Here is a 16,744-nt window from a genome sequence, read left to right as displayed (position 1 = left end):
CTCGCCGCCTTCCGGGGAGGGAGCCTGATCCATGTCGCCTGCCGAAATCTCGCTGCTGGCCGCGACGGTCCTGTTCGTCGGCGGGCATTTCCTGCTCTCCCACCCGCTCCGCCCGGCGCTCGCGGGGCGGCTGGGCGAGAAGGGCTTCAGCCTGCTTTATTCGCTGATCGCCTTCGCGGCGCTCGGCTGGATGATCGTCGCCTGGCGGCAGGTGGGCGAGACCTTTCCGCTGTGGATCGCGCCGTCGCTCGTCTGGTGGGCGGGCTCGTTCCTGATGATCCCGGCGCTGGTGCTGCTGGTCGGATCGCTGATCCGCAACCCGGCCTTTCCCCATCCCGGCGCGCCGCCGACGCAGATCCCGCCGCCGCGCGGCGTGTTCGCCGTCACCCGCCATCCAATGAACTGGGCCTTCATCCTGTGGGCGCTGGTCCATCTTTCCGTCTACGGCACCACCCGCAACATCATCGTCGCGGGCGACATCCTGATCCTCGCTTTCTTTGGATCGATCGGCCAGGACCGGCGCAAGGCCGCCGCGATGGGCGCGGCCTGGACCGACTGGCAGGCGCGGACCGGCTTCTTCCCGTTCGGCGCGCAGCTGCGGGGCAAGCTGCGCTGGCGCACGGCCTTCCTGCCCGGCTGGATCCCGCTGATCGCCGGCACGCTGCTGTGGCTGCTCATCACCTGGTGGCACGCGCCCGAAGTGTCGCCGATCGCCGTCTACCAGGATTTCAGCTGGCTGCTGCGCTGAACTTCAGCTCCAGATTCTTCAAAGCCTTGCCAGCGTTTTTTGACGCGCTACAAAGCCGGTAAGCCTTCCCCCGGGATCCTTGTAGCGTATGACCGGCCCCGCCGATTTCCGACATCTGTTCGAATCCGCCCCCGGCTTCATCGCGGTGCTGCGCGGACCCGACCTCGTGTTCGAAATCACCAACGCGGCCTATCGCAAGCTGCTGAACGGCCGCGACGTGCTCGGCAAGCCGTTCCGGGAGGCGCTGCCGGAGATCGCGGAGCAGGGCTATGCCGACCTGCTCGACGAGGTCTACCGCACCGGCAAGCCCTATGTCGCCGAGCATGTGCCGGTGGTCTACGACCAGCCGGGCGGCGAGTCGCGCAAGCTCTACATCAGCTTCGTCTACGAGCCGCTTCGGGACGAAGACGGCGCCGTCACCGGCATCTTCGCCGAAGGCACGGACGTCACCGCCGCCGTCGACGCCGAGTTCGCCCGCCGCCAGGCCGAGCGCCGGCTCGACGCGGTGCTGAACAATGCCAGCGTCTCCATCTTCCTGATGGATGAGCGCCAGCACTGCATCTACATGAACGCTGCGGCCGAGCGGCTGACCGGATACAGCTTCGAGGAGACGCAGGGGCGCCCGCTGCACGACGTCATCCACCACACCCATCCCGACGGCACGCCCTTCCCGATCGAGGACTGCCCGATCGACCGCGCCTTTCCGGAGGACAACAACGTCCAGGGCGAAGGCGTGTTCGTCCACAAGGACGGCCATTTCTACCCGGTCGCCTTCACCGCCAGCCCGGTGCGCGACGAGGCGTCGAAGACGGTCGGGACGATCATCGAGGTGCGCGACATTTCCGCCGAGCGGGCGGTGGAGGCGGAGCTGCGCGAGAGCCGCGACCGGCTGGCCGAGGAGAGCCACGCGCTCGAGATCCTCAACCGCACCGGCGGCCAGATCGCGGCCGAGCTCGACCTCGAGAAGATCGTGCAGCTGGTGGTGGACGCGGGCGTCGACCTGACCGGCGCGGAGTTCGGCGCTTTCTTCTACAACGTCACCCGCGGCGACGGCGAGAGCTACATGCTCTACGCGCTGTCGGGCGCCGAGCCGTCGCAGTTCGATTTCGGAATGCCGCGCGCGACCAAGGTGTTCGCGCCCACCTTCCGCGGCGAAGGCGTCATCCGTTCGCACGACATCACCCAGGATCCGCGCTACGGGCACGAGGCGCCGCATTACGGCATGCCCGAGGGCCACCTGCCGGTGCGGGCCTATCTGGCGGTGCCCGTCGTCTCCCGTTCGGGCGAGGTGATCGGCGGCCTGTTCTTCGGCCATTCGGTTCCCGGCACCTTCGGCGAGCGGGCGGAGCGGGTGATGACCGGCCTTGCCGGCCAGGCCGCGATCGCGATCGACAATGCCCGGCTGTTCGCCGCCGCGCAGCTCGCCAACCAGACGCTGGAGCAGCGCGTCACCGAGCGCACGCTGGAGCTGGAACAGGCCAACGAGGCGCTGCGCCAGGCCCAGAAGATGGAGGCGATCGGCCAGCTGACCGGCGGCATCGCGCACGATTTCAACAATCTCCTCACCGTCATCCGCGGCAGCGCCGACATCCTGCGCCGCCCCGGCCTCAGCGAGGAGAAGCGCGCCCGCTATGTCGACGCCATCGCCGAGACCGCCGACCGCGCCGCCAAGCTCACCAACCAGCTGCTCGCCTTCGCCCGGCGCCAGGCGCTGGAGCCGGTGGTGTTCGACGTCCCCGCCCGCATTCGCGCGCTGACCGAAATGGTCCGGCCGATCATGGGATCGCGGATCGAGACCGAGCTCGACCTCGATTGCGGCCATTGCTTCGTCAAGGCCGATCCCAACCAGCTCGAGACCGCCATCCTCAACATGTCGGTCAACGCCCGCGACGCGATGGACGGCGAAGGCACCCTCACCATCCGTGTGTCCCCGGTCGACGAGATCCCGGCCGATCTCGCCAATCCCGCCGCCGCGGGCGAATTCGTGGCGATCGCGATCGGCGACACCGGCAGCGGCATCGCGCCCGAGGAGATGGCGCGCATCTTCGAACCCTTCTTCACCACCAAGGGCGTGGGCCACGGCACCGGCCTCGGCCTCAGCCAGGTGTTCGGCTTCGCCAAGCAATCGGGCGGCGAGATCAGGGTGGACAGCGCGCTCGGCCGCGGCTCCACCTTCACGCTCTATCTGCCGCGCGTCGCCGAACCTCCGCCGGAGGAGGCGGTGGACGACGGCGCCGCGACGCGCCATGCCGGCCGCGGCCGCATCCTGGTGGTCGAGGACAACCGCCAGGTGGGCGAGTTCGCGACCGAGCTGCTCGCCGATCTCGGCTATGAGAGCCTGCTCGCCTGCGACGCCGAGGAAGCGCTGGCCACGCTGGCGCGCGAGGCGGACGCGATCGACCTCGTCTTCACCGACGTGGTGATGCCCGGCCGCAGCGGCGTGGAGCTCGCGCAGGACATCGCCCGCGCCCATCCGCGGCTGCCGGTCGTGCTGACCAGCGGCTACAGCCACGTGCTGGCCGACCAGGGGACGCACGGCTTCCCGCTGCTCCACAAGCCCTATTCGGTGAAGGGCCTGTCGGAGGCGCTGTCCGACGCGCTCCGGATGCCGGAGACGGCCTGAGCCGCCCCGCCGGCCGCACTCGGCCATTGCCCCGGACGCGCTCGTTCCCTAATCGTTCGCCCGTGACCGACCCCGCTCCCGAACCCGCTTATCTGTCCGGCCTCAATCCGCCGCAGCGCGAGGCGGTGCTGACCACCGAGGGTCCGGTGCTGGTCCTCGCCGGCGCCGGCACCGGCAAGACCGCCGCGCTGACCGCCCGGCTCGCCCACCTGATCGCCACCCGCCGCGCCTGGCCGTCGGAGATCCTCGCCGTCACCTTCACCAACAAGGCCGCGCGCGAGATGCGCGAGCGGGTCGGGCGGATCGTCGGCCCGGCGGTCGAGGGCATGCCCTGGCTCGGCACCTTCCACGCGATCGGCGCCAAGATGCTGCGCCGCCACGCCGAACTGGTCGGGCTCCAGTCCAACTTCACCATCCTCGACACGGACGACCAGCTGCGGCTCCTGAAGCAGCTCATCCAGGCCGCCGACATCGACGAGAAACGCTGGCCGGCGCGGATGCTGGCGGCGATGATCGACGGCTGGAAGAACAAGGGCTGGACGCCGCCCGACATCGACGCGGGCGAAGCGGAGGCCTATGCCAACGGCAAGGGCCAGGCGCTCTATGCCGCCTATCAGGAGCGGCTGAAGGCGTTGAACGCCTGCGACTTCGGCGATTTGCTGCTCCACATGCTGGTGATCCTGAAGACGCGGCGCGACGTGCTCCAACACTATCAGCAGCGCTTCAAATATGTGCTGGTCGACGAATATCAGGACACCAACCAGAGCCAGTATCTGTGGCTCCGCCTGCTCGCCCAGGAGCGCAAGAACATCTGCTGCGTGGGCGACGACGATCAGTCGATCTATTCCTGGCGCGGCGCGGAGGTGGCGAACATCCTGCGGTTCGAGCGGGATTTTCCGGGCGCGAAGGTGATCCGGCTGGAACAGAATTACCGGTCGACGCCGCACATCCTCGCCGCCGCCTCGGGCGTCATCGCGCAGAACAGCGGGCGGCTCGGCAAGACCTTGTGGACCGAGCATGAGGCCGGCGAGAAGGTGCAGGTGATCGGCGTCTGGGACGGGCCGGAGGAGGCGCGCCGCGTCGGCGAGGAGATCGAGGCGGCGCAGCGGCGCGGCCAGAGCCTCGACGCGATGGCCATCCTGGTCCGCGCCCAGTTCCAGACCCGCGAGTTCGAGGACCGGTTCATCGCGATCGGCCTGCCCTATCGCATCGTCGGGGGTTTCCGCTTCTACGAGCGCGCGGAGATCCGCGACGCGCTCGCTTATCTGCGCGTCATCGCCCAGCCGGCCGACGACCTCGCCTTCGAGCGCATCGTCAACGTCCCCAAGCGGGGGCTCGGCGACAAGGCGGTGGCCAAGGTCCACGCGCTCGCCCGCGCGCAAGGCGTGTCGCTCAGCCAGGCCGCCGCCCAGATCCTCGACACCGACGAGCTGACGCCGCAGGCGCGCCGCTCGCTCGGCAATCTGGTCGGCGATTTCGCCCGGTGGCGCCAGCGCCTTTCGGAGCTGCCCCATCCCGAGCTCGCCCGGCTGGTGCTGGACGAGAGCGGCTATACCGCCATGCTCCAGGCCGACCGCTCGGCCGAAAGCGCCGGCCGGCTCGAGAATCTGTCGGAGCTCACCCGCGCGATGGAGGAATATGAGACGCTCGGCGCCTTCCTCGAACATGTCAGCCTGGTGATGGAGAATGACGCGCAGCGCGACCAGGAGAAGGTCACCTTGATGACCATCCACGCCGCCAAGGGGCTCGAGTTCGACACGGTCTTCCTCGCCGGTTGGGAGGAAGGCGTCTTCCCCTCGCAGCGCGCGCTCGACGAAGGCGGCCTCGCCAGCCTGGAGGAGGAGCGCCGGCTCGCTTATGTCGCGATCACAAGAGCGCGGCGCAAATGCTTCATATTGCACGCCGCCAATCGCCGCATCTACGGCCAGTGGACCTCCTCCATCCCGAGCCGCTTCGTCGGCGAGCTGCCCGACGCCCATGTCGAGCAGGAACATACGATGTCGGGCGGCGAGAGCCTGTGGCGCGCCAACTGGTCGGAGCGCGCCGACCCGTTCGCCCATCTCGCCGCCGCCCAGTCGCACCGCGCGAGCACGCGCGGCCCGGGCTGGCAGCGCGCGGCGGCCGGGCGGTTCAACGCCGAGCCGCAGCGCATCGTGGAAGCGCGCGCCTCCTCCGTCAGCCTCGGCAATCCCGGCCGCAGCGACATCGCGGTCGGCATGCGCGTCTTCCACTCCAAGTTCGGCTACGGCCGCGTCGAGGAGATCGAAGGCAACAAGCTCGAGATCGAATTCGAGCAGGCGGGCCGCAAGCGAGTGCTGGACAGCTTCGTCAGTATCGCCTGATCGGCGCGCACGCAGTTCAGGCGAGAGCCACCTTGCCGGCGACCGATGTTACGACTACACCTGTAGTCGACTCGGCGAGGAGACTGCCCGTGAGCAAGGGAATGCGCATTTCGCGGCGGCAGTGCCTCTCCGGCGCCCTGGCTGGCCTCTGCGCCGTGGCCGGCGGGACGAGGGGCGCTTTCGCCACGCCGGCGGGCGCTCTGCCGCCGGACCGGATCGGGGCCATCGACCGGCTGCTGACGCAAGCCGCGGGCGCCGGGATGTTCGACGGCTCATTGAAGATCGAGCAAGGCGGACGGCTGCTGTTCGATCGCTCCTACGGGCTCGCCGACCATCGGCTCGGTACGCCGTTCGCGCCGGACGCCGTCTTCCGCATCGCCTCGCTGTCGAAGAACATGACCGATGCCGCATTGGCGGCGATGGCGGCGCGCGGCGAGCTGCGGCTCTCCGACCGGCTCGACCGCTACCTTCCCCGCTTTCCCTCCGCGGACCGGATCACGCTGGAGGCGATCACCCAGCATCGGTCCGGCATTCCGCACACCAACGACCAGCCCTGGGGCGACGGCGCGACCAGCTTCTCGCACGACGAGCTGCTGGACCGGCTGGCTGGCCTTCCGCTCGCCTTCGAACCCGGCGCGCGGCGCAGCTACAGCAATGGCGGCTATGCCGTGCTGGCGCGGGTGATGGAGATGGTCCGCGGCCAGCCTTATGCGGAGCTGATGCGCGACCTCGTCTTCGCGCCGCTCGGCATGCACCGCAGCGGCGCGATCGCCGACTCCCGCCTCACGCCCGAGGGGTGGGCCAGGGGCCATGCGCCGGGCACCGAGATCGGAACCCGCCAGCCGGCCCGCTTCTATGCCGCTGAGACCCGGCCGGGCGGCGGCTCGCTCCATGCTTCGGCCCACGACGTGCTGCGCTTCTTCGGCGCGGCGTGGCGCCGCCGCCTTCCGGGCGCGGAGGCCTTTCCTTCCCTGTTCGGAGGCGACCGGCCCCGGATCGGCGCCGACGGGCGGGCGCCGGGCTTCTATTTGGACGTCTATCATGTCCGAGAGGCGGACCTGATCGTCTCCTCGGTGGCCAACAATTATGCCGCCGAATTCCGCTGGGCGGAGAATATCGCGCGCCTGGCGCTCGGCGAGGCGCCGCTCTACCCCGCGCTGCCGGAACTCGATCTGGAGCGGCCGGCCGATCCGGAATGGCTCGGCCGGTACAGGAACAGCGATCCGCGTTTCTCGCAGGATCTCGAAATCTCCCGGAACGGCAGCGACCAGCTGGTTCTCCACGACCGCGCCACGGGCGACGCGCGGGCGCTGCTGCCCCTTCGCGGCGGCGGCCAGCTCGACCCGCTCTATTTCTGGGCGTGCCGGCGCGATCCGGCCGCGGGAAGCATCGGCTGCGGCGCGCTTTACGAAGGCGGGTTCGGCGCCACGCTCCTCCGCGTCGCCTGATTGTCGCAGGGGCGCTTCTGGACTATATTCTGGTCCATAAAGGAGCTGGTCATGCACGTCCCCCTCAGCGAAGCCAAGGCGCGCCTCACCGAGCTGGTGCGCCGTGCCGAGGCGGGCAATGAAGTGGTCCTCACCCGCCATGGCCGCCCCGCGGTGCGGCTGACGCCGGTGGCGCACGACGTGCCCGCCGAGGAATTGCGGCGACGCCGTCTGGAAGCCATCGACCGGGCGATCGCTCGCGCTCCCGCGCGACAGGAAGGCGAATGCGCGGCGCGAAGCCAGGATTGGCTCTATGGGGACGACGGGCTACCGGCGTGATCGTCCTCGAGACATCGGCGTTGATGGCCATCGTCCAGGCGGAACCGGCGGCACAGGATTGCCGAGGCGCGATCGCCGATCACAACGAGCTGCTGATCGCCGCGCCGACGCTGACGGAGGCGCTCATCGTCTCGACCGCGCGGGGACTCGAGGCGAGCATGGCGGACTTGCTGGCCGACCTGTTTCCCACCGTGCTGCCCCTGACGGAAGTTCGCGCGCGCTCCGCGTTCGCGGCTTATCTTCGCTGGGGGAGAGGCTTTCACAAGGCGAAGCTCAACTTCGGGGACTGCTTCGCTTATGCGCTCGCCAAGGAGAAGGACTGCCCCTTGCTCTACGTCGGGAGCGACTTCAGACTGACCGACATCCGCTCGGCGCTCGCCTGATCCAGCCATTGCCCCGCCGCCGCCGCCTGCCTAAGGCGCGGCGGAGATGAAGCCGCCGCGCCACCCCTTCGCCATCGCCGATTTCCGTTATTATTGGGCGGCGCGCCTGACCGCGATGCTCGCCCAGTCGGCGATGATGCTGATCATCGGCTGGCAGGTCTACAATATCGCGCGCGACGGCGGCATGAGCCCGGCCGCCGCTGCCGCGCAGCTCGGCTTCATCGGCCTCATCCAGTTCGTGCCGCTGTTCGCGCTGACGCCGGTCACCGGCTGGGTCGCCGACCGGCTCGACCGGCGCTGGATCGCGCGGGCGACGGTGGGGCTGCAGATCGGCTGCGCGGCCATTCTCGCCGGCTTCACGGCGGCGGGCGCGATGACCCTGCCGGTGCTGTTCGCGGTCGCCTTACTGATCGGCGTCGCCCGAGCCTTTTCCGGACCCGCGCTGTCGGCGCTCGCGCCCAACCTGGTGCCGAAGGAGATATTGCCGAACGCCATCGCTTTGTCGTCGATCGCGTGGCAGGCGGGGCTGATCGCCGGGCCGGCGCTCGGCGGCTATCTCTACGCCTGGGTGCCGGAATATGCCTATTACGGAGCGGCCGGCCTGTTCGCCGTCTCGCTGCTGTGCCTGGCGCTGATCGGCCCCGTGCCCCGCCCCGCGATCGACCGCGCCCGCCACCCCATCCGGCAGATGATCGACGGCCTGTCCTATGTGCGCACCAACCGGCTGGTGCTGGCCGCGATCACGCTCGACCTGTTCGCCGTCTTCCTGGCCGGCGCGACCGCCTTGCTCCCGGTCTATGCCCGCGACATCCTGGAGGTCGGGCCGGAGGGCCTCGCCCAGCTCGGCGCCGCTCCGGCGGTCGGCGCGGCGGTGACGGCACTGTTCTTCTCCTTCCGGCCGCTCCGGACCGAGGTCGGCATGAAGATGCTGGGCGCCGTCATCGTCTTCGGCCTCGCCACGATCGTGTTCGGCCTGTCGACCTCCATGCCGCTGTCGCTCGCCGCCCTGTTCGTGGTGGGCGCGGCCGACATGTTCTCCGTCTATGTCCGCCAGTCGCTGATCCAGCTCCACACGCCCGACGAGATGCGGGGGCGCGTCGGCGCGGTGTCGATGCTCACCATCTCCGCCTCCAACGAGCTGGGCGAGGCGGAATCGGGCTTCCTCGCCGCCCTGATCGGTCCGGTGGCGGCGGTGGTCGCGGGCGGCGCGGGCGCGATCGCGATCACGATCGCTTGGGCGCGCCTCTTCCCGGAATTGCGCCGCGCGCGCAGCTTCGAACCGTCGGGCTGAGCTCAGCCGGTCCAGATCGCCAGCGCGTGACGCACGCCCGAGGTGACGGGCGTCACCCGATGGAACGTCGAGGAGCGGAAGAAGCGCGCCGCGCCCTTGCGGGGCGCGCGGGTGCGGCCGGCCGGCCCCGCCATGATCTCGAGATCGCCGCCTTCATAATCGCAGGCGTCGGAGAGTTCGACCGAGACCGAGACGCGCCGCGTGTCGATGAGGTCCAGCCCGGCGTCCGAATGCCAGGACTGGAAGTGGCAGCCCGCGTCGTAGCGCAGCAGCTGCATCGGCTCGTCGACCGGGCGCACCTGCCCCTCCAGCTCGAGCCGCCGCGCCGCCTCCGCGAACAGCGCGTCGAGCCGGGCGTAGATCCATTCGGTCGCGGCGGCGCGGGGGCAGTGGACCATCGCGACGTCGCGCGCGGCGGGCACCACCACATAGGCATGGCCGCCCCATACCGGCGCCGGCCGCATCCCCGCCGCCTCGCCGAGCGCGACGATGGCCGCGCATTCCGCGGCGCTGAACGCATCCCCGCAATCCCAATGACTTGGCCGCATGGCCGCGCTCCCCTGCCCCGCCTCCGAGCCTAGCCTCCGCGGCGCGCCCGCGGAAGCGGGGAATCGGAAAGGTTGAACGGCGGCGCGCGGCACCCAATGTCCCCTGCCGCACCCCACTCCAGGAGACCAAGATGAAAGCCGCCAGCATCCTCGACACGATCGGCAGCACGCCGCACATCCGCGTCCAGCGCCTGTTCGGCGAGGCGGAGGTGTGGATCAAGTCGGAGCGGTCCAATCCCGGCGGATCGATCAAGGACCGCATCGCGCTGGCGATGATCGAGGATGCCGAACGTACGGGCGCGCTTCGCCCCGGCGGCACGATCATCGAGCCGACCTCGGGCAATACCGGCATCGGCCTCGCGATGGTGGCGGCGGTCAAGGGCTACAAGCTCGTCCTCGTCATGCCCGAAAGCATGAGCCTGGAGCGGCGGCGCCTGATGCTCGCTTATGGCGCGACCTTCGACCTGACGCCCAAGGAAAAGGGGATGAAGGGCGCGATCGAGCGGGCGCGGGAGCTGGTCGCCGCGACGCCGGACAGCTGGATGCCGCAGCAGTTCGAGAACCCCGCCAATATCGACGTCCACGTCCGCACCACCGCGCGCGAGATCCTGGAGGATTTCCGCGACGCGCCGCTGGACGTGCTGATCACCGGGGTGGGCACCGGCGGCCACATTACCGGCTGCGCCCGGGTGCTGAAGCAGGAATGGCCGGACCTGAAGGTGTTCGCGGTGGAGCCGACTTTGTCGCCGGTCATTTCCGGCGGCCAGCCCGGCCCGCACCCGATTCAGGGCATCGGCGCCGGTTTCGTGCCGAACAACCTCCACACCGACCTTCTGGACGGCGTCATCCAGGTCGATCCGGCCGACGCGAAGGAAATGGCGAAGCGCGCCGCGCGCGAGGAGGGCATGCTGGTCGGCATCAGCTCGGGCGCGACGCTCGCCGCCATCCGCCAGAAGCTCGGCGAGGTCGGCGCGGACAAGCGCGTGCTCGGGTTCAACTACGACACCGGCGAGCGCTATCTTTCCGTGCCGGATTTCCTGCCGGAGGAGTGAGCTTGGGGCGCATCCCATGGCCTCATAGCTCCATCACCGCTCATCCTGAGTAGCCGCCGAGCTTGTCGAGGCGGCGTATCGAAGGACGCACGCCGGCTCGTCCTTCGATACGGGCCTTCGTCTCCGCGCTTCGCGCTCCGCTCAGTCCCTACTAAGGATGAGCGGGTGAGGGTGGAGCCATGATGGTCACAGCCTACCGCCCGATCCAGCTCAGATGCTCGGCGGCGAGGTCGCCGGCGGCGGCTTCGACCAGACGGGCGCCGGCCTCCGGGCTGGCGAGCGCCGGGTTGGAGCCGATCCGCCCGTCCGGGAAGTTGCGGCGGTAATCGGCCGCGTCGGTGAAGCTCGCGGTCGGCGCCACGTCCGGCCGCATCGCCGCGCTCTTGATGTGATCGGGAAAGGCGAACTGGGTGACGGACACCTCGGACGGAGTGGCGTGGCTGCCCTCGGCGTCGCCGTAGAGCTCCTTCGAGATCGGGCCGACCGACGGCGCCTCCCACCAGTTGCGCAGCCGGCATTCGACCGGCGTGCTGTTGCCGTGGGCGGCGAAGCTCGATTCCGCATAATATTCGGAGAAGGCGGCGGTGACGGTCGCGATGTTGCCGCCATGGCCGTTGACGAAGCAGATGCGAGTGAAGCCGTGTCCGGCGAGCGAGGCGATCACGTCGCGCACCACCGCCATCAGGGTCGACGGACGCAGCGACATCGATCCCGGGAAGCCCAGATGATGCTGCGCCATGCCGATGGCGATGGTCGGCGCGACGAGGGCGCCGCTCTTCTCGCCCACTGCACGGCCGATCACCTCGGCGCACAAGGCGTCGGTGCCGATGAGGCCGTTCGGCCCGTGCTGCTCGGTCGAGCCGATGGGAACGATGATGTCGGAACGGTCCTCGAGATAATGATCCACCTCGGGCCAGCTCATCAGATCGATACGCACGAACCACTCTCCTGAACGTCTGTTTTCACGCGGGGGAAAGAGGCGATGCGCGGCGAGCGACGACGCCGCCCTTCAGCAGGGTCCGCCGGCCGGCATTTCACAAATCGTCCCTCCCTGCCCCGGGAGCGAACATAACGGCCGCGGGGCGCCCGTCCAGACCTTCGTCAGACCCGCTCGATCACCAGGGCGATGCCCTGGCCGACGCCGATGCACATGGTGCACAGCGCGTAGCGGCCGCCGGTGCGGTGGAGCTCCTCGGCGGCGGTGAGCGCGAGGCGGGTGCCCGACATGCCGAGCGGATGGCCGAGCGCGATCGCGCCGCCGTTCGGATTGACGTGGGGCGCGTCGTCGGGAAGGCCGAGCTGCCGCATCACCGCCAGGCCCTGCGCCGCGAACGCCTCGTTGAGTTCGATCACGTCCATGTCCGAGATTTTGAGGCCGAGCCGGGCGAGCAGCTTCTCGGACGCGGGCGCGGGGCCGATGCCCATGATCCGCGGCTCGACGCCGGCCACGGCCGCGCCCACCACTCGCGCGCGGGGCGTCAGGCCGTGGCGCCTGGCCGCCTCCTCCGACGCGACGATCATCGCCGCCGCGCCGTCATTGACGCCCGAGGCGTTGCCGGCGGTGACGGTGCCGCCCTCCCGCACGATCGGCCGCAGCTTCGCCAGCGCCTCGACGCTGGTCGCGCGCGGATGCTCGTCCTTGTCGACAAGGATGGGATCGCCCTTGCGCTGCGGGATCTCGACGGGGACGATCTCCGCGGCGAGCCGGCCGTTCGCCTGCGCCCGGCTCGCTTTTTCCTGGCTGCGCACGGCGAAGGCGTCCTGGTCCTCGCGGCTCACCTGGAACTCCTCGGCGACATTCTCGGCCGTGGAGGGCATCGTGTCGTCGCCATAGGCATGCTTCATCTTGGGATTGACGAAGCGCCAGCCGATCGTGGTGTCGTAGATTTCGGCGTTGCGGTCGAAGGCGCTGGTCGCCTTGGCCATGACGAACGGCGCGCGGCTCATGCTTTCCGAGCCGCCGGCGATGATGAAATCGGCCTCCGACCCGCGGATCACCCGCGCCGCCATCGCCACCGCGTCCATGCCCGACCCGCACAGCCGGTTGAGCGTGACGCCGCCCGATTTGTGCGGAAGGCCGGCGAGCAGCCCCGCCATCCGGGCGAGGTTGCGATTGTCCTCGCCGGCCTGGTTCGCGCAGCCGTAGATGACGTCGTCGAGCGCGTCCCAGTCGACGCCCGCGTTGCGCGCCATCAGCGCCTTGATCGGGATGGCGGCGAGATCGTCGGCGCGGACATGCGCCAGGCTCCCGCCATAGCGGCCGATCGGGGTCCGGACGGCGTCGCAGATGAAGGCTTCGGTCATGGTTGCTCCTTCGTGTCCCTCTCCCCTTGCGGGAGAGGGTTGCGGAGCCTTGGCGAGCTTAGGCGAAGCCGGGTGAGGGGCAGCGGCGCCGTTCGCGCCGCGCGCTTCTTCGAAGCGCACCCCTCTTCCAACTTCGACTAGGCCGCATTCGCGGCCAAGTCTCCGTATCCTTCTCCCGCAAGGGGAGAAGGTCTGTTAGGAGCATCCCATGGCCTACGAAACGATCGACTTCAAGATTGAGGCGGGCGTCGCCCGATTGACCCTCAACCGCCCAGACCGGCTCAACAGCTTCACCGTGCAGATGCACGAGGAAGTGGCGGACGCGCTGTCGAATCTCGGCGATGCGCGCACGCTCGTGCTGACCGGCGCCGGGCGCGGATTCTGCGCCGGGCAGGACCTCAACGACCGGGCGGTGGCGCCGGGCGAGGCGGTCGATCTCGGCGAGTCGGTCGAGCTTCGCTACAATCCGCTGATCCGCCGCCTCGTATCGCTGCCGATGCCGGTAATCGCACGGGTGAACGGCGTGGCGGCCGGCGCCGGCGCCAATATCGCGCTCGCCTGCGACATCGTGATCGCCGCCAGGAGCGCGAAGTTCATCCAGTCCTTCGCCGCGATCGGCCTCATTCCCGACAGCGGCGGCACCTTCGTGCTGCCGCGCCTGGTCGGCCAGGCCCGCGCGCTCGGCCTCGCGCTGACCGGCGAGCCGCTGCCGGCCGAGGCGGCCGCCGAATGGGGCCTAATCTGGAAGGCGGTCGACGACGCGGCGCTCGACGCCGAGGTCGACGCGCTCGCCGCCCGCTTCGCCGCCGGCCCGACCCGGGGCCTCGCCGCCATCAAGCGCATGATCCGCGAAAGCTGGGGCCACAGCCTCGACCAGGAACTGGACCTCCAGCGCGACGCGATGCGCGAGCTGGGTTTCTCCGACGACTATCGCGAAGGCGTGGCGGCGTTCATGGAGAAGCGGAAACCGAACTTCACGGGGCGATGACCTGGCGTCACCCTGAACCTGGTTCAGGGTCCAGTTCGCCGCCCGCTTCGACCTTCAACCAGTTGGATGCTGAAACAAGTTCAGCATGACAGGATAGAAAATGAAAACACTGGAACTGCTCAATTACGCGCTCGACGACTGGTACCGCGCTTCGGCCGGTCTCGCCGAAATCCAGAGCGCGGTGACGGGGGAGACGGTCGCCACCACCGGCAGCCGCGGGCTCGATTTCAAGGCGATGCTCGACCATGCCCGCAATGTCGGCGGGCCGGCGCTGCGCGCGATGACCTTCCACCAGCGCGCCTGGATGCTGAAGGACCTCGCCAACGCCGTCATGGCGCGCAAGGAAGAGCTTTACGAGCTCAACTATCAGACCGGCGCCACCCGCACCGACGGCTGGATCGACATCGAGGGCGGCGCGGGTACGCTCTTCTCCTTCTCCTCCAAGGGCCGGCGGGAGCTGCCCGACGGCCGCATCCTGCCCGACGGCGACATGGAGATGCTGTCCAAGGGCGGCAGCTTCGTCGGCCAGCACGTCTACACCTCGCTGCAGGGCGTGGCCGTCCACATCAACGCCTTCAACTTCCCGGTCTGGGGCATGCTGGAGAAGCTGGGGCCGACGCTGCTGGCCGGCGTTCCGGCGATCGTGAAGCCGGCCTCGGCCACCGCCTACCTCGCCGAGGCCGCCTTCCGGATCATGATCGAATCGGGCGTGCTGCCCAAGGGCGCGCTGCAGCTGATCATGGGCTCGACCGGCGACCTGCTGGATCATCTGACGCTTCAGGACGTGGTGAGCTTCACCGGCTCGGCCGCGACCGCGATGAAGCTGCAGTCCCATCCGGTGATCGCGCGAGAGAGCGTCCGCTTCATCGCCGAGCGTGACAGCCTCAACGCCTCGATCCTCGGCCCCGACGCAGGGCCTGGCACGCCGGAATTCGACCTGTTCGTGAAGGAAGTCGCGCGCGAGATGACGGTGAAGGCGGGCCAGAAATGCACCGCCATCCGCCGCGCCATGGCGCCGGCCGAGCATCTCGACGCGCTCGAGGACGCGCTGCGCCAGCGCCTCGCTAAGGTGAAGGTCGGCGACCCGCGCGAGGAGGGCGTGCATATGGGCGCGCTCGCCAGCCGCGATCAGCTCGCCTCGGTGCGCGAGGCGGTGGCCGAGCTGTCGCGCCACGCCCGCATCGTCGCCGGCGATCCGGACCGCTCTCCGGTCGCGGGGAACGGCGCCTTCATGGAGCCGATCCTGCTGCGCTCCGACGATCCGTGGGGCGCCCCCGCCATCCACGACGTCGAGCCGTTCGGCCCGGTCTCGACCATCATGCCCTACAAGGATCTGGACGACGCGATCGCCCTCGCCAATCGCGGCATGGGGAGCCTTGCCTTGTCGCTCTTCACCTTCGATCCGGCGGTCGCGCAGAAATTCGTGCTCGGCTCCGGCGCCTATCACGGCCGCATGATGATCCTCGACCGTACCAGTGCCAAGGAAAGCACCGGCCACGGCTCCCCCCTCCCCGTTCTGGTCCATGGCGGCCCCGGCCGCGCCGGCGGCGGCGAGGAGATGGGCGGCATACGCGGCGTCACCCATTATATGCAGCGCACCGCGCTCCAGGGCGCGCCGGAGATGCTGTCGAAAGTGATCGGCCAGTGGCTGCCCGGCGCCGCCAAGCCGGAGGGCGAGGCGCATCCCTTCCGCAAGCGGATCGCCGAGCTGGAGGTCGGCTATACGCTGAAGACCGGGAGCCGCACCGTCAGCCTCGAGGACATCGAGCATTTCGCCCATTTCACCGGCGACACCTTCTACGCCCATATGGACGAGGAGGCGGCCAAGGCGAACCCGATCTTCGACGGCCGCGTCGCCCACGGCTATCTCATCCTCTCCTTCGCCGCCGGCCTGTTCGTCGATCCGGCGCCGGGTCCGGTGCTCGCCAATTACGGGCTCGAGAATCTGCGCTTCCTGGAGCCGCTCTATCCCGGCGACACGATGCGGGTGGAGCTCAGCGTCAAATCGACCAAGCTCAGGAACGAGGAGATGGGCGAAGTGCGCTGGGCCGTGTTCGTCTACAACCAGAAGGACCAGGTCGTCGCCTCCTACGACCTGCTCACCATGAACCAGCCGTGATCGACGAGGCGCGCCGCCGCCGCCTGCTCGACATGGCGGCGCGCGACCTCGCGCTTCGCGAGCGGCTGGCGGCGGACGGATCGCTGTTCGACGGCTACAATCCCGACATGCAGACCGTGCACGAGGAGAATGCGGCCGCGCTCCAGGAGATCGTGGCGGAGAGCGGCTGGCCCACCGCGGCGACCGTGGGAACGGACGGCGCGGAGGCGGCCTGGCTGATCGCGCAGCATGCGATCGGCCTGCCCGATTTCCAGCGCGCCTGCCTCGCCGCTCTCAAGGCAGCCGGGGCGCCGACCTGGCAGTCGGCCTATCTGGAGGACCGCATCCGCACGCTCGAGGGCCGGCCGCAGCTCTACGGCACGCAGTTCGATTGGAACGAGGAGGGCGAAGTGCGCCCGATGCCGATCGAGGATCCCGAGGAGGTGGACGCCCGCCGCGCCGCCGTTGGCCTCCCGCCGCTTAGCGAGGCCGCCGCCCGCATGCGCGCCGAAAGCGCCGCCGAGCCGAAGCCGCGCGACCTCACCGCCCGGCGCGCCCGAATGGACGCCTGGGCCCGCTCGGTCGGATGGCGGGACTGACC

Annotated in this window: 14 protein-coding genes; 11 read left to right on the top strand and 3 right to left on the bottom strand. The window is 69.5% G+C overall.

Translation table 11 applies throughout. From position 1 onward, the window contains the following. The first annotated feature begins 31 nt into the window (after positions 1 to 31). The 7 genes from ACK4K7_RS02885 to ACK4K7_RS02855 all read left to right on the top strand — a co-directional run bounded on the left by ACK4K7_RS02885 (position 32) and on the right by ACK4K7_RS02855 (position 9,153). The gene (locus ACK4K7_RS02885) at positions 32 to 748 is read left to right on the top strand and encodes an NnrU family protein (protein WP_431863687.1); all 717 of its coding nucleotides are present in this window, start codon (positions 32 to 34) and stop codon (positions 746 to 748) included. Positions 749 to 836: 88 nt separating this feature from the next. Beyond that, a complete protein-coding gene (locus ACK4K7_RS02880) occupies positions 837 to 3,371 on the top strand; it encodes a PAS domain-containing protein (RefSeq protein ID WP_431863685.1) in 2,535 nt (844 codons plus the stop codon). Between the two features lie 62 nt (positions 3,372 to 3,433). Continuing rightward, positions 3,434 to 5,713: an ATP-dependent helicase gene (locus ACK4K7_RS02875; RefSeq protein ID WP_431863684.1), complete on the top strand. Its 2,280-nt coding sequence runs from the start codon at positions 3,434 to 3,436 to the stop codon at positions 5,711 to 5,713. An 89-nt stretch (positions 5,714 to 5,802) separates the two neighbouring features. Beyond that, on the top strand, positions 5,803 to 7,161 hold the full coding sequence (locus tag ACK4K7_RS02870; RefSeq protein ID WP_431863683.1) for a serine hydrolase: 1,359 nt from the start codon (positions 5,803 to 5,805) through the stop codon (positions 7,159 to 7,161). Between the two features lie 51 nt (positions 7,162 to 7,212). Then, positions 7,213 to 7,479, top strand: coding sequence for a type II toxin-antitoxin system Phd/YefM family antitoxin (locus tag ACK4K7_RS02865; RefSeq protein ID WP_431863682.1), 267 nt, complete (start codon positions 7,213 to 7,215; stop codon positions 7,477 to 7,479). After that, positions 7,476 to 7,862: a type II toxin-antitoxin system VapC family toxin gene (locus tag ACK4K7_RS02860; protein ID WP_431863681.1), complete on the top strand. Its 387-nt coding sequence runs from the start codon at positions 7,476 to 7,478 to the stop codon at positions 7,860 to 7,862. Before ACK4K7_RS02865 ends, ACK4K7_RS02860 begins: the two co-directional genes overlap by 4 nt. 46 nt (positions 7,863 to 7,908) lie before the next feature. Beyond that, complete coding sequence (locus tag ACK4K7_RS02855) at positions 7,909 to 9,153, top strand: MFS transporter (RefSeq protein WP_431863680.1); 1,245 nt, start codon at positions 7,909 to 7,911, stop codon at positions 9,151 to 9,153. Positions 9,154 to 9,155: 2 nt separating this feature from the next. On the opposite strand, the gene ACK4K7_RS02850 is transcribed toward ACK4K7_RS02855, so the two are convergent. Further along, the gene (locus ACK4K7_RS02850) at positions 9,156 to 9,701 is read right to left on the bottom strand and encodes a 2OG-Fe(II) oxygenase (protein ID WP_431863679.1); all 546 of its coding nucleotides are present in this window, start codon (positions 9,699 to 9,701) and stop codon (positions 9,156 to 9,158) included. Between the two features lie 131 nt (positions 9,702 to 9,832). Between ACK4K7_RS02850 and cysK the strand changes: the two genes are divergently transcribed. Further along, positions 9,833 to 10,753 (top strand): cysteine synthase A, encoded by a 921-nt coding sequence (gene cysK / locus ACK4K7_RS02845; RefSeq protein WP_431863678.1) that lies wholly within the window; start codon positions 9,833 to 9,835, stop codon positions 10,751 to 10,753. Between the two features lie 193 nt (positions 10,754 to 10,946). Here the strand turns inward: cysK and ACK4K7_RS02840 are convergent, their stop codons facing one another. Together ACK4K7_RS02840 and pcaF are read right to left on the bottom strand one after the other, a co-directional pair. Continuing rightward, positions 10,947 to 11,690 carry a creatininase family protein gene (locus tag ACK4K7_RS02840; protein ID WP_431863677.1) on the bottom strand — a complete coding sequence of 248 codons (744 nt, stop codon included), beginning with the start codon at positions 11,688 to 11,690 and terminating at the stop codon, positions 10,947 to 10,949. A gap of 164 nt (positions 11,691 to 11,854) precedes the next feature. Then, positions 11,855 to 13,057: a 3-oxoadipyl-CoA thiolase gene (gene pcaF, locus ACK4K7_RS02835; RefSeq protein ID WP_431863676.1), complete on the bottom strand. Its 1,203-nt coding sequence runs from the start codon at positions 13,055 to 13,057 to the stop codon at positions 11,855 to 11,857. Positions 13,058 to 13,265: 208 nt separating this feature from the next. Between pcaF and paaG the strand changes: the two genes are divergently transcribed. The 3 genes from paaG to ACK4K7_RS02820 all read left to right on the top strand — a co-directional run bounded on the left by paaG (position 13,266) and on the right by ACK4K7_RS02820 (position 16,742). Further along, the gene (gene paaG, locus ACK4K7_RS02830; protein WP_431863674.1) at positions 13,266 to 14,045 is read left to right on the top strand and encodes a 2-(1,2-epoxy-1,2-dihydrophenyl)acetyl-CoA isomerase PaaG; all 780 of its coding nucleotides are present in this window, start codon (positions 13,266 to 13,268) and stop codon (positions 14,043 to 14,045) included. A 100-nt stretch (positions 14,046 to 14,145) separates the two neighbouring features. Next, positions 14,146 to 16,164 carry a phenylacetic acid degradation bifunctional protein PaaZ gene (gene paaZ / locus ACK4K7_RS02825; RefSeq protein WP_431863673.1) on the top strand — a complete coding sequence of 673 codons (2,019 nt, stop codon included), beginning with the start codon at positions 14,146 to 14,148 and terminating at the stop codon, positions 16,162 to 16,164. Beyond that, entirely contained in the window at positions 16,161 to 16,742 is a 582-nt protein-coding gene (locus ACK4K7_RS02820; protein ID WP_431863672.1) for a DUF6624 domain-containing protein, read from the top strand. The genes paaZ and ACK4K7_RS02820 overlap by 4 nt, the downstream gene beginning before the upstream one ends. Positions 16,743 to 16,744 lie beyond the last annotated feature (2 nt).

Source organism: Allosphingosinicella sp. (assembly GCF_046295735.1).
Lineage (GTDB): Bacteria > Pseudomonadota > Alphaproteobacteria > Sphingomonadales > Sphingomonadaceae > Allosphingosinicella.
Note: the sequence above shows the minus strand (reverse complement) of the source record. Positions and strands in the feature narration are given on the sequence as shown.